Origin of the sequence: Streptomyces sp. NPDC056224, assembly GCF_042267665.1 — a bacterium.
Lineage (GTDB): Bacteria > Actinomycetota > Actinomycetes > Streptomycetales > Streptomycetaceae > Streptomyces.
The window spans coordinates 273,618-287,303 of record NZ_JBHJTK010000001.1; the positions used below are offsets into that span (position 1 = coordinate 273,618).

Annotated in this window: 13 protein-coding genes; 6 read left to right on the forward strand and 7 right to left on the reverse strand. The window is 73.9% G+C overall.

The window, feature by feature from the left end:
* Positions 1 to 32 precede the first annotated feature (32 nt).
* Positions 33 to 335 (reverse strand): hypothetical protein, encoded by a 303-nt coding sequence (locus ACFCZ1_RS01260; RefSeq protein ID WP_376676233.1) that lies wholly within the window; start codon positions 333 to 335, stop codon positions 33 to 35.
* 352 nt (positions 336 to 687) lie between these two features.
* On the opposite strand from ACFCZ1_RS01260, the gene ACFCZ1_RS01265 reads away from it, so the two are divergent.
* The gene (locus tag ACFCZ1_RS01265) at positions 688 to 3,420 is read left to right on the forward strand and encodes a DNRLRE domain-containing protein (protein ID WP_376676234.1); all 2,733 of its coding nucleotides are present in this window, start codon (positions 688 to 690) and stop codon (positions 3,418 to 3,420) included.
* Between the two features lie 108 nt (positions 3,421 to 3,528).
* Here the strand turns inward: ACFCZ1_RS01265 and ACFCZ1_RS01270 are convergent, their stop codons facing one another.
* Complete coding sequence (locus tag ACFCZ1_RS01270; RefSeq protein WP_376676235.1) at positions 3,529 to 3,939, reverse strand: DUF3224 domain-containing protein; 411 nt, start codon at positions 3,937 to 3,939, stop codon at positions 3,529 to 3,531.
* Positions 3,940 to 4,058: 119 nt separating this feature from the next.
* On the opposite strand from ACFCZ1_RS01270, the gene ACFCZ1_RS01275 reads away from it, so the two are divergent.
* Positions 4,059 to 5,093, forward strand: a complete 1,035-nt coding sequence (locus ACFCZ1_RS01275) for a helix-turn-helix transcriptional regulator (RefSeq protein WP_376676236.1) — start codon at positions 4,059 to 4,061, stop codon at positions 5,091 to 5,093.
* A gap of 39 nt (positions 5,094 to 5,132) precedes the next feature.
* Here the strand turns inward: ACFCZ1_RS01275 and ACFCZ1_RS01280 are convergent, their stop codons facing one another.
* The gene (locus ACFCZ1_RS01280; RefSeq protein WP_376676753.1) at positions 5,133 to 5,636 is read right to left on the reverse strand and encodes a GNAT family N-acetyltransferase; all 504 of its coding nucleotides are present in this window, start codon (positions 5,634 to 5,636) and stop codon (positions 5,133 to 5,135) included.
* 408 nt (positions 5,637 to 6,044) lie between these two features.
* On the reverse strand, positions 6,045 to 6,515 hold the full coding sequence (locus tag ACFCZ1_RS01285; protein ID WP_376676237.1) for a hypothetical protein: 471 nt from the start codon (positions 6,513 to 6,515) through the stop codon (positions 6,045 to 6,047).
* A gap of 105 nt (positions 6,516 to 6,620) precedes the next feature.
* On the opposite strand from ACFCZ1_RS01285, the gene ACFCZ1_RS01290 reads away from it, so the two are divergent.
* Positions 6,621 to 6,917 (forward strand): hypothetical protein, encoded by a 297-nt coding sequence (locus tag ACFCZ1_RS01290; RefSeq protein WP_376676238.1) that lies wholly within the window; start codon positions 6,621 to 6,623, stop codon positions 6,915 to 6,917.
* A gap of 4 nt (positions 6,918 to 6,921) precedes the next feature.
* Here ACFCZ1_RS01290 and ACFCZ1_RS01295 read toward each other — a convergent pair whose 3' ends face one another.
* Positions 6,922 to 7,764, reverse strand: coding sequence for a MerR family transcriptional regulator (locus ACFCZ1_RS01295; protein WP_376676754.1), 843 nt, complete (start codon positions 7,762 to 7,764; stop codon positions 6,922 to 6,924).
* Between the two features lie 58 nt (positions 7,765 to 7,822).
* On the reverse strand, positions 7,823 to 8,263 hold the full coding sequence (locus tag ACFCZ1_RS01300; protein WP_376676239.1) for a hypothetical protein: 441 nt from the start codon (positions 8,261 to 8,263) through the stop codon (positions 7,823 to 7,825).
* Positions 8,264 to 8,870: 607 nt separating this feature from the next.
* On the opposite strand from ACFCZ1_RS01300, the gene ACFCZ1_RS01305 reads away from it, so the two are divergent.
* Complete coding sequence (locus ACFCZ1_RS01305) at positions 8,871 to 9,650, forward strand: peptidoglycan-binding protein (RefSeq protein WP_376676240.1); 780 nt, start codon at positions 8,871 to 8,873, stop codon at positions 9,648 to 9,650.
* Between the two features lie 140 nt (positions 9,651 to 9,790).
* A complete protein-coding gene (locus ACFCZ1_RS01310) occupies positions 9,791 to 10,867 on the forward strand; it encodes an RNA ligase (ATP) (protein ID WP_376676241.1) in 1,077 nt (358 codons plus the stop codon).
* 28 nt (positions 10,868 to 10,895) lie between these two features.
* Here the strand turns inward: ACFCZ1_RS01310 and ACFCZ1_RS01315 are convergent, their stop codons facing one another.
* Positions 10,896 to 12,188, reverse strand: a complete 1,293-nt coding sequence (locus tag ACFCZ1_RS01315) for an ROK family protein (protein ID WP_376676242.1) — start codon at positions 12,186 to 12,188, stop codon at positions 10,896 to 10,898.
* Between the two features lie 163 nt (positions 12,189 to 12,351).
* Here ACFCZ1_RS01315 and ACFCZ1_RS01320 point away from each other — a divergent pair, with 163 nt between their 5' ends.
* Positions 12,352 to 13,668 carry an ABC transporter substrate-binding protein gene (locus ACFCZ1_RS01320; protein ID WP_376676243.1) on the forward strand — a complete coding sequence of 439 codons (1,317 nt, stop codon included), beginning with the start codon at positions 12,352 to 12,354 and terminating at the stop codon, positions 13,666 to 13,668.
* Positions 13,669 to 13,686 lie beyond the last annotated feature (18 nt).

Here is a 13,686-nt window from a genome sequence, read left to right on the forward strand (position 1 = left end):
GTCCCGGCGGCCCCGCCCGTCCCGGCGGCCGTCTACTCGTCGGCGTTCGCCTCCAGGCAGGCCAGTTCCATGGCGTCCAGCACCGCCTCGTTGCTGCGCCCGCTGAGCTCGGCGACGTTCTCGATCTGCGCCGTCGCCCAGGCCGACAGCGTCATCGCCAGTACCCGCAGCCCGTCGGTGCCGTAGTCGGCCAGGATGGCGTCGGCGACGAGCATCGCGTCCTCCGGCACCTGTTCCGGCGGTTCGAGGCCCGCGAGACCGCGCAGCATGGCGAGCGTGCGGCGCGAGATCTCCGGCGTCATCCCCGCCAGCCGCATGTCCTCTTCTTCGTCCATCCCCGCCCCATCCTCCAGTGCCGTGCCCGTCCCCCCAGGGCACCGTAGAGGGGCGCGGCGCCGCGCGGGGCTGTTTTGCCGGGGTGACCCCGTGTGGAGGGGGGGTGGCCGACGGTTTCCGGCTGGCCCACCGCTCCTCCCTCCGCCGCCCCGCCTGCCCCCGCCCGCCCCGCCCACACCGTCCTGGCGCGGTGCAATTTGGCATCCGATGTGTCAAGTGGGATGAACCGCGTGCCGATTCGCCCTAGGGTGCGCCCGTACGCATGGCTGCGGACGGCTCTTCGGCGGTTTCCGGCCATGCCCCATCCGGCCGCGCCCCGTACGGCCACACCGCACTCGAACTGGGGGGTTCATGCGTAGATCCAGAGGGCTGGCGGCCGCTCTCGCCCTGTCCCTGGCCGGAACCGGCGCGGGCATGGGCCTCGGCCTCGTCCAGCAGGCAGCGGCCGTCACCCCACCCGTCGCGTTCACCGCCGACGCGCTGTCGACCTGGCAGCCCAACGGCGTGGTCTGGGCCCTCGCCGAGGCCGGCGGCCAGGTCTTCGTCGGGGGTACCTTCTCCGCGGTACGCCCGCCCGCGGGCGGCGCCGGCAGCGAGGAGCCGGCGGTGAACTTCGCGGCGCTCGACGCCGCGACCGGCGCCCCGACCTCCTGCAAGCTGTCCTTCACCGTCGGCGGCGGCACCGCCACCGTCCGCGCGCTCACCCTGTCGCCCGACAAGCAGACCCTGTACGCGGGCGGCTACTTCGGCGCGGTCAACGGCACCCCCGTCTCCAGCCTCGCCGCCATCGACGTGGCGAGCTGCACGGTCAAACCCGCGTTCCGGCCGGCCTTCGCGGCCACCGTAAGGGCCCTCGCCGTCACCGACGACACCGTCTACGCGGGCGGCGACTTCCTCAGCGTCGCCGGCCAGCAGCGCGAGCGCTTCGCCGCGGTCGACGCGGCCGACGGGACGCTCAGGCCCTTCACCGCCAACGCGGACGAGCCCGGCCGCGCCGTGGAGGTCACCCCGGACGGCAACAGCGTGGTGCTCGGCGGCGACTTCTTCACCGTCAACGGTACGAACACGCACGCGCTGGCCGTCGTGAACGCGACGAGCGGCGCGCTCACCAAGTCCTATCCCGGCTTCATCGAGACCAACTCGGTCGTCAAGGACGTCGCGACCGACGCGACCGGTTTCTACACCGCCAACGAGGGCACGGGCGGCGGTGTCTTCGACGGCCGGATCGCGCTGGGCCTCGGCGACTTCAACCAGCGCTGGCGCGACACCTGCCTCGGCGCCACGCAGGCCGTACTGCCCTACCAGAGCGTGCTCTACAGCGCCTCGCACGCGCACGACTGTTCCAGCGTGGGCGAGTTCCCCGACGGCCAGCGCCACCACCTGCTCGCCCAGCCCACCAGCGGCACCGGCAAGCTGGGCTGGGCCCCCGACACCAACGACGGCATCGGCGAGGGCATCGGCCCGCGCGTGATGACGGTCGGCTCCAAGGGCGGCGTCCAGTACCTGTGGGTCGGCGGCGAGTTCACCACCGTCAACGGCGCGGCGCAGCAGAGCCTGACGCGCTTCGCCTCCACCGGGGACACCGGCGCGCCCACCGTGCCCGTCGCGAGCGCGGTCAGCTTCAAACCCGGCGAGGCGCAGGTGCGCTGGCGCACCAGCCTCGACCTCGACGACAGCACGCTGACCTACAGGATCTACCGCAACGGGGCGGCCACGCCGATCGCCACGGTCGCCGCGGACTCGCTGTTCTTCCGGCGCCCGCAGGCCTCCTGGACCGACACCACCGTCACGCCCGGCCAGTCGTACACCTACCGCGTGACGGCCACCGACGCGGCGGGCAACGCCAGCGCCCTGTCGGGCACCGCGAGCGTGACGGTCCCGACCTCGGTGGACGGCTACCCGAACCAGGTGCGCGCCGACGGAGCCCAGCAGTACTGGCGCTACGACGAGTCCGCCCTGCCCTTCGTCGCCGACTCCTCGGACGGCGGCAACCAGAGCGGTGTGCACCTGAACGCCCCGGCGCTGCGCCAGACGCCCGGTGCCGTCTCCGGCGCGAGCACGGCGATCGGCTTCAACGGCACGGACACCCAGGTGTACGGGGACAAGCGCCAGACGGTGGGCAGCACCTACACCATCGAGACCTGGTTCAAGACGAACACCACCCGAGGCGGCAAGCTCGTCGGCTTCGGGAACAACCAGTCCCGCGGCAGCAATCAGTACGACAAGCACATCTACATGACCAATGACGGCCGGCTGGTCTACGGCGTCTACACCGGTGCGACCCGCACCGTCATCACCAGCGCCGCCTACAACGACGACACGTGGCACCACGTCGTCGCCACCCAGGGCCCCGGCGGGATGACCCTCTACGTGGACGGCGCCCAGAAGGGCACCCTGAACGTCACCACGCACGAGAACTTCTCGGGCTACTGGCACGCCGGCGGCGACAGCCTCGGCGGCTGGCCGGACCGCCCCACCAGCGAGTACTGGGCGGGGCGGCTCGACGAGACCGCCGTCTACCCGACCGTCCTGAGCGCGGCGCAGGTACAGCACCACTACGCCCTCGCCACCGCCCCGGCCGACTCGGTGGTACCGGTGACCGCCGCGGAGGACACCTACGCCAACGCGGGCGCGCCCGACACCAACTACGGCACGTCGAGCTCGCTCGCCGTGCGCGGCACGTCGTTCTACGCGAGCTACCTCCGCTTCAACCTGCCCGCCGCGCCTGCGGGCACGGTGCTGAAGTCGGCCACCCTCAGCGTGAAGACGAGCACGATGAGCGGCGCCGGTACGACGGACACCGTCTCGGTCGTCCCGGTCGCCGGGTCGTGGACCGAGGGCGGGACGACGTACAACAACCGCCCCGGCCTGGGCGGTCCGGCGCTCGGCGCCTTCGCCGGGGTCCCGGACGGCTCTGCGGTGCACACCACGGCGCTGAACACCCAGGCCGTCGCCGCGGCCCTCGGCACGGGCTACGGTCTGGCCCTGAGCAGCGCGGGTACGGACGCGCTGTGGCTGTGGTCCTCGGAGGCGCAGGCCAACGAGGGCACCCCGCAGCTGACGCTGACCTTCGGCGCACCGTGAGGTACGTGGGGTACGTGGGGTATGTAAGTACGTGAGGTAACAGCGGCACCTTCGGTGGGGGCGGTGGTGGGGGCGGGCCCTCCCGGCCCGCCCCCACCGGGCCGGGCGTCAGGCGATGTCGTACGTGAAGGTGTACTCCACGGACGCCTCTCCGTGCCGGGAGGTGAACCCTCCGGAGCCCGTCAGCCCGGCGAGATCGCCGGTGCCGGAGCCGGGCACCACCTCGAAGCGGCAGACGGCGCCCGCCGGGTCGAAGCTGCCGCGCTCCTCCAGGACGAAGGTGCCCTTGCGGCCGTCGACGCTGCCGGAGAGCAGTTCCATGCCGGTGTACGTGCCGGTGTTCTCCCCGGTGTAGGCGATCGTGTAGGTGCAGGTGGTCCGGTCCGCCTCGACCCCGCCGGTGAAGGAGTTGGTGACCTCGGCGCGGGCGAGGCGCGGTGTGGCCTCCGCGGGGCCGGCGGGACTCTCCTGCCAGTCGGCGAAGGTGAAGCGGCCGCCGGTCTCTACGGGCGTGGGCATGGTGATCCTCTCGGCGGGGCCCGGACGGTTCGTTCCCGTCCGGGCCGTTCGTCGGTCTGTGGCCCCAGGCTGGCAGTCGTACCTGACATCTCCTGTCAGGTACGGCGACAATGAGTGCCATGCGTGCCGACCGGCTCCTCTCCCTGCTCCTGCTGCTGCAGAACCGCGGCCGGATGACCGCGCCCGAGCTCGCCGCCGAGCTGGAGGTGTCCGTCCGGACCGTCTACCGGGACGTCGAGGCGCTCGGCACCTCCGGAGTCCCCGTCCTCGCCGACCGCGGTCCGGCCGGCGGGTTCCGGCTGGCGGACGGCTACCGCACGCGCCTCACCGGCCTCACCGACGTCCAGGCCGGCTCCCTCTTCCTCGCAGGAGTCCCCGGTCCCGCGCGGGAACTCGGCCTCGGCGCCGAGCTGGCCGCCGCCCAGCTGAAGCTCCAGGCCGCGCTCCCCGCCGCGCTCGCCGGCCGGGCGAGGCTGATCCAGGACCGCTTCCACCTCGACGCGCCCGCCTGGTTCCGCGACGCCGACCCCGTCCCGCACCTCGCGCGGATCGCCGAGGCCGTCTGGGACCAGCGGGTCCTGCGCACCCACTACCGCCGCTGGGGCGGCGAGGTGCACCGCGAACTCCATCCGCTCGGCCTCGTCCTCAAGGGCGGGATCTGGTACCTCGTGGCCCGGGCCGGGCATTCCGAGAGCTCCGAGAGCTCCGAGAGCTCCGAGAGCTCCGAGAACGCCCCGAACGCAGAGGGTCCCGCGGCCTCCGTCCGGACGTACCGGGTCTCCCGGTTCCTCACGGTGGACGCCTCGGCCGACGCCTTCGAACGGCCCGCCGGATTCGAACTCGCCGCGTACTGGCGGGAATCCACCCGCCGCCTGGGCGCCGCGCTCCACCAGCAGAGCGCCGAGCTGCGCCTCTCGCCCCGCGGGCAGCGGCTGCTGCCGATGCAGTTCGGTGCGGCGGGCGCACGGGCGCTCGCCGACGCCGGTCCGGCCGACGCGGAGGGCTGGGTACGGGTCCGTCTCCCGGTGGAGTCCGAGGCCGTCGCGGTCGGCGACCTGCTCAGGCTGGGCACGGAGGCCGAGGTCCTCGGCCCGCCCGCGCTGCGTTCGGCCCTCGCGGACACGGCCGCGGCGCTCGCCGCCCGCTACGCCTGAAACGGCCCTTCCCGACGCGCACGGTGGACGTCGTCCCGCTCACCCCGAGCGCGGGCCGTCCCCGCCGACGGACTGCCAGCGGACCTCGCCGCCCTGACGGCAGGGGGTCGCGCGCAGACCACAGGCCGCGGCGACCGCCGCCGAGGCGGCGTGGTCGGGGTGCACGTGCGCGACGAGAGTGCCGATCGGGAGTTCCGTCAGCCAGGCGGCGAGCGCCCGGGCGGCCTCCGCGGCGAAACCCCGGCGCTGCCATGCGGTGCCGACGGTCCACGCCAGTTCGGCCCGGTCACGGCCCGGGGCGATCGTGGCCTGGACGGTGCCGACCAGGCGCCCCCGCTCGCGCAGCCGCAGTACCCAGTTGGCCCAGACGACCTCGGGGTCGGGGGAGCCGGCCGCCAACCGCTCGTAGCGGGCGCGGAGCCCGCCGGGCGACAGCGGTGCGCCGCCGATGAAGGCGTGCAGGGCGGGGTCGGCCAGGACGAGGGCCATCTCGTCGGCGTGCGCGGGGCTCAGCGGGAGCAGGTCGAGGCGGGGGGTGGCCAGCGCGACGGGCCCGACGGCGGGACGGCGTACCTTCCCGGTCGCGCCCGCGCGCGGGACGCCGTCCACGGACAGGCAGATGCCGAACACCCGGTCGTGGCCGGTCCAGCCGTTCACGTGGCCGTGGTTGTTGCTGATCCGCACGCGCCGACGGGGCACGTCCACGGCCGACACCAGGTGCAGGCACACCCCGCCGCTGACGCTGGCCAGGACGATGTCGCCGACCTCGACCAGCGCCGGGTCGGCCGGTGCCACCCGCACGGTCTGCCGGCTGTGGACCAGGGGCGCCATGGATCCGCCGGCCGGCCGGAAGTCCACGGTCTCGCCCCGGCCGATGCGGTCCGCCACCGCTTCGAGCATGCTCATCGGGCGAGTCTCCCCGTGCGGCACGGCGACGGCCACCGGATTACCTCAGCGCGGGGGCTCCACCTCCAGGAAGCGGCGCCTGCGGGCGCCCCGGTACAGCAGGCACACCCACCCCAGCCGTTCCAGCACGGCCGCACAGGCCTTCAGCCGTTCCTGCTCCTCCTCGGCCGCGCCGCCGCCCGGGGGACCGGGCCAGGTCACCTCCACCCGCCCGGGCTTCGCTCCGGCGGCCACCCGGTAGCCCGTCCGCATACGCCGCCCCTCCGCGTCCAGCGCCGACGGTGCGATTCCCGCCGCCTCCAGGGCGAGGGCCACCGCGTGCGGCAGCCGGCGGACTTCCCACGGCGCGGGAACCGCCGCGCCCGCCTGGCCGTTGACCAGACGACGGATCTGGAGCAGCCCCTCGTAGGCCGTGCGCACCTCCGCCGCCCGCCGGGCAGCGGACGCTCCGGAAACGTCAGGTGCGTCAAGACCGTCGCCTGTCGCGGCCTCGAAGCCCTGCCCCGATGACTCCATCACCCATCACCCCACCCGTCCGTCTGAGTAGCTGAGTACCTGAGGCCCAACGGCCTGAGTATCCGCCCCGATTCCCGGCCGCGCCGCCGCTGGTCGAATGGGGCCATGACCTCCGAGGCCCCGCGCACCGCCACGCTCCGCCCGCACATGCAGCACGTGACCACCGCCGGCACGGCCCTGGCCGTGGCCCTGGTGCCGCTCGTCGTCGGCGTCCTGTTCGCCAAGGCGATGGCCGCCGACCCGATGACCCCGGTCAACGCCCTGATCGCGAGCGGCGGCCAGCGGGCCGCCCTCCCCCGCGGGGAATGGCGGCGCCGCGGCCGCACGACCGCGCACCGGCTGCGCACCGCCCGCCGGGACACGGCCAGGCGCTGCGCCCACGTCTGTGGCCGCCGCGCCTGAGGCGTCAGGACGCCGTGGTGAGGGGCTCCTGGAGTTCGGTGACCCACTGGTCCGGGTCCTCCGGGCAGGCGAGGGTCAGCTCGCGCGCGTACCCGGCCGAGCGGTGGCCGTGCGCGTCGATCCAGCGGGCCAGGGCCTGGGCCGTGGGCAGCACCCCGTCCATCGAGCCCCGGTGCACCACCGTCGCCGCCCGCTCCACCGCCGGCAGCGTGACGATCTGTACCCCGCCCCCGAGGTCCTCGGCGCGGACCGGGGCCGCCACCGGCAGCCCGGCGTGGACCAGGACCGCGGAGCCGGGCTCCACGCCGGGGGCGTCCTCGTAGTAGGCGAGGCCGGGACCGGCCGGGACCACCCCGGCCTCCTCGATGCGGCGGCACAGCTCCTCGTACAGCGGGCCGATGACAGGAGTGATGTCCTGCGGCTCGTAGCTCTCCGCGATCCCGGCAAGCTCGGCGAGCCGGACGGGCGGGAGACTCTTCACGACGATGTCGTCGGCAGGCATGGAACCCTCGCTCTCGATGGTCCGGAGCCTCGTCTCGACCTGGACCAGCCGGGCCGCCGCGGCGGCCATGGCGGTCTCCAGTTCCGCCTGGCGCAGCCGCAGCATGCCGCGCATCTCCTCCGTACCCACCCGCTCGTCGAGGATCGTCCCCACCTGGTCGAGGCTGAAGCCGAGTTCCTTGAGCGCGATGACACGGTTGAGGCGGGCGAGCTGCCCGGCCTCGTAGAAGCGGTAGCCGGTGAAAGGGTCGACGCGGGCCGGGCGCAGCAGTCCGAGGGCGTCGTAGTGACGCAGCATGCGGACCGACACCCGGCCGTGCTTGGCGAAGTCTCCGATGGTGAACATGACGCCTTCCAGTGCAGGCCCTGACACGGGGGGAGGGTCAAGCCTCGCACCGCAGTGGTCAGCGACCGTACTGGCGTAGGCACAGATCGACGATGGACGGCGGTACGGAGCCCTCCGCGGCCGCGCACATCTTGTCCATGCGCGGTGGCGGGACGGGCCCCCGCCGAGGATGGGGCACCGTGGGCTTGGCGGCGCGCGGCCGCCCGGCCGCCGGCCGCGACGCCTTGGCCCGTGGCCGGGCGGGCGACGTTTCCGGGCCGGAGTCCGAATCCGAGTCCGGAGCCGTTGCCGGGTCGGGACTCGGGCCGGTGACGTCCGCGGCGGCCGGGGGCAGCTCTCCCAGGGGCAGCGGCACGGGCGGTGGCACGTCCGGCGCGCCGGCGGGCGGCACGGAACCGCGCGCGGGAGCCGGAGCCGACTGCTGCGGGCCGACGGAGACACAGCCGGCGCTCGCGAGGAGCGCGAGGAGGGAGAGGGGCACGGCCCGGCGTAACTGCATCGGACCACCTTGCCGTACGCCCGGGCCGCCCCGGGCCCCGTCTCACGCGTCCGGGTGACGGCTGGCCGGAAGCGGAATCGATCCGCCGGCCCGGCACGATCCGGCGCCCGGGCCGGGAACCACCGGGGCGGGCGGGGGTGGGAACGGCACTGCGGGCGACGGGGAGAGGCGCGACCCCGGCGCGCCGCGCACCGCAGCCGGTCAGCCCGTACGGAGTACCGCCCCACGCCGTGGTCGACGCGTCGCGGCCCCGGCTCCGCCCCGCTCGGCGGAGCCGCCCTGGTGCTCCTGGCCGCGGGGACCGTCCGGGTCACGTGGGTCGGCCGCCGGTGAGTCGGTCCGCTGCCTGTCCGCTGCCCGTCCGCCGCCGGTGCGCCGGTCCGCCGCCGGGATAGCGGACCGAAGGGATAGTTCGGACATCAGGCTTGACCCGGGGTGCGCATGGGGGACAGAGTGCGCCCGATCAAGAACCACCGCATGAGCTGCACTCGGAGATTCCAAGATGTCCCTATCGGTTCGCTCCTCGCTCCACCCGGCCACGACCGGTGGTTCTCCCGCGCTCGGTGCACGCGGTGTCGCACGGCGCCGCAGAGCCTGACCGGCCACCGTGTCCCACCACCCCGACGCGAGCGGGTTCGTCCCCGACGACGGCCCTTTCATACGCCCGTACGTCGTGCCCGCGGACGGCGCGTCCGGACCGACGACGCCCGCCTGGCCGCAGACCGGCCCCACACCGCTGTCGTTCCACGCGTTCGATCCGCGCCAGGAGGAGGCGGCGGCCGCCGCCCACGACGCCGTCCCCGCCGCGCCCCGTTCACACCGCCCGGCCGGGCATGACGGCGGCGACGGCGGCGACGGCCGCGACCGCGAGCGCCGCCGGCTTCCGGCGGCGGCCCTCGTCCTGCTCGCGCTCGCATCGGCCGGTGGTCTGGTGTACCTGCTGAGCGGGCCCGACGAGGCGGAGCCCCGCGCGCGGGCCGAGGCGCCGCTCGGGCTGTCCCTACCGGCGCTGCCGGCGCGCAGCCCGGACGGCAGCCCGACGCCGGCCGTGTCCGTACGGTCCGCGAAGCCCTCGGCCTCCGCTTCGGCCTCCGCTTCGGCTTCGGCGCCGGCCTCCCCGGGGTCGTCGAAGACGGGGCCGTCGGCGAGCGCCCCGGCCGGGCAGACCTCCTCCAGCACGCTGCGCATGGGGGACAACGGTTCCGAGGTGCGTGCCCTTCAGGAGGCGCTGTTCGGGCAGGGTTTCACGTACGTCGCCACGACCGGTGTCTACGACAGCCAGACCCGGCGCGGTGTCGCCCAGCTCCAGCGCGACCGGGACATCAGGGGCGACCAGCCCGGTGTCTACGGGCCCGCCACGCGGACGGCGTTCCCCGTCGGCGGCTGACCCTCCCGCGGCCGGCGGTCCTCGGGGGCGCGGCAGGCTAACACCCCGATAAGTGCTGGACCAGCGGAAATGGCGGGAGGGAGAGTGGGCGTCGGCCACGGCCGCGTCCATCACCACTGCCACGTCCGAGGAGTGCACCCATGTCCACCTTGCGGGTCACCGTCGAAGAGCTGACCGTCCACGAGCACCCGAACGCCGATGCGCTGGAGCTGGCCCAAGTCGGCCTGTACCGCGCCGTGGTCGCCAAGGGCGCCTACCGCACGGGCGAGTTCGCCCTGTACATACCGGAGCAGGCTGTCCTGCCGCCGGGCCTGATCGAGGAGCTCGGCCTGACCGGGCGGCTGGCCGGAAGCTCCGCCGACCGGGTCAAGGCGGTCCGGCTGCGCGGCGAGCTCTCGCAGGGACTGGTGTGCCGGCCGCGCGCGCTCGCCGACGTCGATCTGGTGCTGGCGGCCAAGGAGGGCACGGACTTCGCTGAGTCGCTCGGCATCACCAAGTGGACGCCGCCCGTGCCGACGACGATGAACGGCGACGTCGAGTCCGCCCCGGACCTGATGCCGTGGGTGGACGTCGAGAACCTCCAGCGCTATCCGCACCTGTTCGAGCCCGGTGAGCCGGTCGTCCTGACGGAGAAACTGCACGGCACCGCCTGCCTGTTCACATACGTCGTCGAGGGCGGGCGGGCCCTCGTCTCCTCCAAGGGCTACGGCTCGAAGGGGCTCGCGCTGAGCGAGGACGAGCGCAACGTCTACTGGCGGGCCGTGCGCGGGCACGGAGTGCCGGCCGTCGCGGCCGTACTGGCCGCCCGGCTCGGCGCGAGCCGGGTCGGCATCTTCGGCGAGGTGTACGGCGCGGGCGTCCAGGACCTCGGCTACGGGACGGACGTGCGCGCCGCCGGGGCGCCGCCCGGATACGCCGTCTTCGACGTCTCCGCGGAGATCGACGGGCAGGTGCGGTGGCTGGACCCGGCCGCCGTCCTGCTGGAGGGCGAGCTGCCGCTGGTGCCGCGGCTGTACGAGGGGCCGTACGACCTCGACACGGTGCTGGAGCTGGCGAGCGGCCGCGAGACCGTGTCCGGGCGCGGGCTGCACCTGCGCGAGGGCGTCGTGATCCGGCCGGCGGTGGAGCGGTACAGCCCGGTCGTCGGCGGACGCGCGATCGGCAAGGCGGTGAGCCCGGCGTACCTGACCCGGAAGGGCGGCACGGAGTACGAGTGACCGGCGGGGCCGGCCCCGGCCCCGTTCCTCACGGCTTGCGGACCTCCAGGGCCGTGCGCCAGCCAGGGGGTTCGGTGTGGGCGGCCGGGGCCGCGCGGCGGCCGCCCGACGCGAAGAACTCCGAGAGGGGGAGGGTGGCCGCGCCGACCGTGACGGCGTCCGGGCCCAGGGAACCCAGGCCCACGGTGACCCGGCCCGCCGGATGGCGCAGGGAGTACCGGGCCGCGTGCTCCCGTACCGCCGGGAGGATGCGGGGGCCCAGCATCAGGCCCGCCCAGCCGCCGATCAGGATCCGTTCCGGCCGGAACAGGTTGATCAGGTCCGACAGTCCCGCGCCCAGGTACTCCGCGGTCTCCTCCAGGACGTCCCCGGCCACCGGGTCCCCCGAACCGGCCGCCGTCAGCAGGGCCGCCAGGGCCTCCTCCTCGTCCACGCAGTCCACCGGGCCGCCGCCCCGCTCGGCCCAGCGGGCCAGCAGGGATTCGGCTCCCGTGTACGCCTCCAGACAGCCCAGCGCCCCGCACCGGCAGCGCCGGCCGCGTACGCAGACCGTCAGATGGCCCCACTCCAGCGGGGTCCCCTGCGTCGTCCCGCCGTCCGGCGAGCCGTCGGTGATCAGGCTCGCGCCGACGCCCGAGCCGAACAGCACGACGACCGCGTCCCGGGCGCCGCGCCCCGCGCCGAACCACATCTCCGCCTGGCCGAGGGTCCGCGCGCCGTTGTCGATGATGTACGGGACTTCCGCCGGCAGGGCTCCGGTTGCGCGCAGCAGCTCCTCCAGCGGGACCCCGTCCCAGCCGATGGTCTGGCCGTGCACCACGGCCCCGCCCGGCGCCCCGCGGTCCACGATGCCCGGCACTCCGACGCCCACGCCCAGCAGCCGCCCCGTCCCGACACCGGCCTCGGCGAGCACGGCGGCGATGCCCTGCTCGACGTGGTCGACGATCGGGCCGACGTCGTAGCAGCCGCGCGGCAGCAACGGGAGTTCGCTGCGGGCCAGTTCGGTCAGGGCCAGATCGAACAGCTCGACGCGGACCCGGGTCTCGCCGACGTCGACGCCGATCATGTGGGCACTGCCGGGCGCCACGCGCAGCAGGGTGCGGGGCCGGCCGCCGTCCGAGTCGACCACACCGGCCTCCTCCAGCAGCCCGTCCGCGACGAGTTCGCCGACGACGTTGCTGACGGATCCGGAGCTCAGCCCGGTGGCGGGCCCCAGCTCCTGGCGGCTCATCGGCCCGCCGAAGTAAAGCCGTTGGAGAACGGCGCTCCGGTTGCCCCGCCGCAGGTCCCGCACCGTTCGCCCGCTACGCCCCGTGGTCATCCGGCCCCTTCCGCAGTGACATCGCTCGCAACATACCCTTGCGCGATCCCTTGACGCGACCCTTTCCCGAGGCTTAACTCACGTCCTGAATTAAGGCCTGGACGGAGCGCCCCGCGTCGGCCTTCCCGTTGCCCGCGACCCCGCCGAAAGGGACCGAGCCGCCATGCGCAGAACCAGAGCCGCTGCCGCTGCCGCCGTCACCGTCGCCCTCCTCACCGCCACCGCCTGCGGCGGCGGATCCACGGACAGCGGGGGCGCATCCAACACCGCCCCCGGGGAGCTCACCTACTGGGCGTCGAACCAGGGCCCGGACATCGCGGCGGACCAGGCCACGCTCGGACCGGAGCTGAAGAAGTTCGAGCAGCGGACCGGCATCAAGGTGAAGCTCGAAGTCGTCCCCTGGCCGGACCTGCTGAACCGGATCCTCGCCGCCACCGCCTCCGGGCAGGGCCCGGACGTCCTCAACATCGGCAACACCTGGTCCTCCTCCCTCCAGGCGACCGGCGCCCTGCTGCCCTGGGACACCGCGAACTTCGAGGCGATCGGCGGCAAGGACCGCTTCGTCGAGTCCGCGATCGGCTCGGCCGGAGCCGCCGGCAAGGACCCGGCCGCCGTCCCGCTCTACTCCATGTCCTACGCGCTCTATTACAACAAGAAGATGTTCCGGGAAGCGGGCATCGAGAAGCCCCCGGCCACCTGGGACGAGATGGTCACCACCGGCCGGAAGCTGTCCAAGGACGGCAAGTGGGCCCTGGGGGCCGAGGGTTCGAACCCCTCCAACAACATCCACCAGGCCTTCGTGCTCTCCAGGCAGCACGGGGCCGACTTCTTCGACGCCGCCGGCAAGCCCTCCTTCGACACCCCCGCCAACGTCGAGGCCGTCAAGCAGTACGTCGACCTGATGGCCAAGGAGAAGATCATCGCGCCCGGCAACGCCGAGTACGACAAGAACCAGTCGCTCCAGGACTTCGCCGGCGGCAGGACGGCCATGGTCCTGTGGCAGAGCGCGGCCAGCAGCTTCACGGCACACGGCATGAAGGAGGGCGACTGGGGTGTGGCCCCCGTCCCCGTCCCTGCCGGTGGCGCCCCCGGTACCGGCAGGAACACCAACTCCATGGTCGCGGGCATCAACCTGGCCGTCTTCAAGAACACCGACAACATCGACGGCGCCCTGAAGTTCGTGAAGTTCATGACCGGGGACGAGGAGCAGAAGATCCTCAACAAGGCCTACGGCTCCATCCCGCCGGTCAGGGCTGCCCAGAGCGACCCGGCCTTCGCCGCCGAGGACCTCACCGTGCTCCGCGACACCCTCGCCACCAGCGCCGCCCCGCTCCCGCAGGTCCCCGAGGAGTCGCAGTTCGAGACCACCGTCGGCACCGCGATCAAGGAACTCTTCGCCGACGCCGCGGCCGGCCGCCCGGTGACCACCGAATCGGTCAAGGCGAAGCTCACCAAGGCCCAGCAGCAGATGCCGAACTGAGCCCGGCCGGATGACCCC

Coding starts and splice junctions, on each gene's coding strand:
- ACFCZ1_RS01260 (WP_376676233.1), bottom strand. CDS start 335: ATGGACGAAGAAGAGGACATGCGGCTGGCGGGGATGACGCCGGAGATC.
- ACFCZ1_RS01265 (WP_376676234.1), top strand. CDS start 688: ATGCGTAGATCCAGAGGGCTGGCGGCCGCTCTCGCCCTGTCCCTGGCC.
- ACFCZ1_RS01270 (WP_376676235.1), bottom strand. CDS start 3,939: ATGCCCACGCCCGTAGAGACCGGCGGCCGCTTCACCTTCGCCGACTGG.
- ACFCZ1_RS01275 (WP_376676236.1), top strand. CDS start 4,059: ATGCGTGCCGACCGGCTCCTCTCCCTGCTCCTGCTGCTGCAGAACCGC.
- ACFCZ1_RS01285 (WP_376676237.1), bottom strand. CDS start 6,515: ATGGAGTCATCGGGGCAGGGCTTCGAGGCCGCGACAGGCGACGGTCTT.
- ACFCZ1_RS01290 (WP_376676238.1), top strand. CDS start 6,621: ATGACCTCCGAGGCCCCGCGCACCGCCACGCTCCGCCCGCACATGCAG.
- ACFCZ1_RS01295 (WP_376676754.1), bottom strand. CDS start 7,764: ATGTTCACCATCGGAGACTTCGCCAAGCACGGCCGGGTGTCGGTCCGC.
- ACFCZ1_RS01300 (WP_376676239.1), bottom strand. CDS start 8,263: ATGCAGTTACGCCGGGCCGTGCCCCTCTCCCTCCTCGCGCTCCTCGCG.
- ACFCZ1_RS01310 (WP_376676241.1), top strand. CDS start 9,791: ATGTCCACCTTGCGGGTCACCGTCGAAGAGCTGACCGTCCACGAGCAC.
- ACFCZ1_RS01315 (WP_376676242.1), bottom strand. CDS start 12,188: ATGACCACGGGGCGTAGCGGGCGAACGGTGCGGGACCTGCGGCGGGGC.
- ACFCZ1_RS01320 (WP_376676243.1), top strand. CDS start 12,352: ATGCGCAGAACCAGAGCCGCTGCCGCTGCCGCCGTCACCGTCGCCCTC.